The following is a 1,322-nucleotide window of genomic DNA, read 5'->3' as shown; positions in this document are numbered from 1 at the left end:
AACCCTTACCAAGTGGGCATTTTTAAGCGTTTTTCAACTCTGAATCATACACTTCCAACTCCACCTTCAAATGCGTATCAACCTCGTATTCAAATGTTTCATTCGGTATGTATGTAAAGGTCGTGCCTTTCGAATAACGCCCTTTTTGAGTCTCATATTCTATAATACCTTCTTCTTTTAAAGCTTGAATTGTGCGTATAAACGTCATTCTCGAAACGCCTAATTCTTCAATTAAATCATTTTGTTGAATTTGTGTACCTGTATTCTCTCGAACCCATGCTATTATTTTCTCTCTTACAACTTGTCCACGCTGATATTTACGGTCTTCATCATCCTTTTTGAGATAAGAAGAACGCCATAAATTAAAAGGAAATTCAAAGCCTGATAAGTAGTAAATCCACTCTTTTGAGGGACCGCTATACTTTCCAGAAAAGGCACTTTTAACTGTCTTAACAATCTCTTTCCTTTTGAATTTACCATTCTTAGAAGAGATACGTCCATCATTGACTTTTACAAACCATTCCCCTCCGAGAAAATCAATAGCCTCTTTATCGCTTTTTCCCAAGGCATAATACAGTAGAGCAATAGTAAAGGCAGCATTATTACGATACGACGTAAATTCAGCTTCCAGAAGGGTTTTAATGCTCTCATGATTCATAATTTGTTTCTCTGAAAACGAAACAATATTACCCTTGTATTCTCTTCTCTTTTGCTCCAACATTTCATTAATACGTTCATCTTCTAATACATGAGCAAGTTCATCAATATCGTATATATCATCGGTATATTGATAGATTTTTCGTCTTGGAATACGGAATAAATGCACCGCATCAGTAGAAGCAAAATCAGCACCCGTAAGAATCGCCATACGCTTCACAACAGACTCGTAATAGTAGATTGATTGTGCCGTTCCCGACATAGGCTTCAAGAGAATACAGACTGCATAATGTCCCTTGGTTTTTGTAGCCCATATAAAATTCACTTGAATTTCTAACTCATTTAATATCATCACAGCCAACTGATCGGCAGTAAAATTTCGTTCCGTTCCGTCACGTGTTAAATCAAATTCTAAGATAATTGCCGGAAGCCATATTACTTCTTCCTTTGTTCGGCTCTTATGATGCCAGTAAATCGCCGGTGTGAAGTAAGCAAAGTTTTTCTTCTTTTGAATTACTTTTTCAAGATCATCACACTTGAATTGTTTATCTAATGTTCTATTCACTAGAAATGTACGGCGTTTCTCAGCCTCTAGTAAGTTACGATAAATCATTTCAAACATAACGTCCGAGTCTACTTTACTATGAACCAAGTAAGGTTGAAAC

1 protein-coding gene is annotated in these 1,322 nt (G+C 36.2%); it reads right to left on the bottom strand.

What is annotated here, in order from left to right:
* Positions 1–22: 22 nt before the first annotated feature.
* Positions 23–1,322: helix-turn-helix domain-containing protein (locus tag AB4Y86_RS19040; RefSeq protein WP_441403685.1), on the bottom strand; the 1,300-nt coding region annotated here is incomplete at its 5' end.

Origin of the sequence: Arthrobacter sp. 2YAF22_2, assembly GCF_052114645.1 — a bacterium.
Taxonomy (GTDB): domain Bacteria; phylum Actinomycetota; class Actinomycetes; order Actinomycetales; family Micrococcaceae; genus Arthrobacter.
The sequence above is the reverse complement of the archived record's forward strand: the minus strand, read 5'-3'. Positions and strand labels throughout refer to the sequence as shown.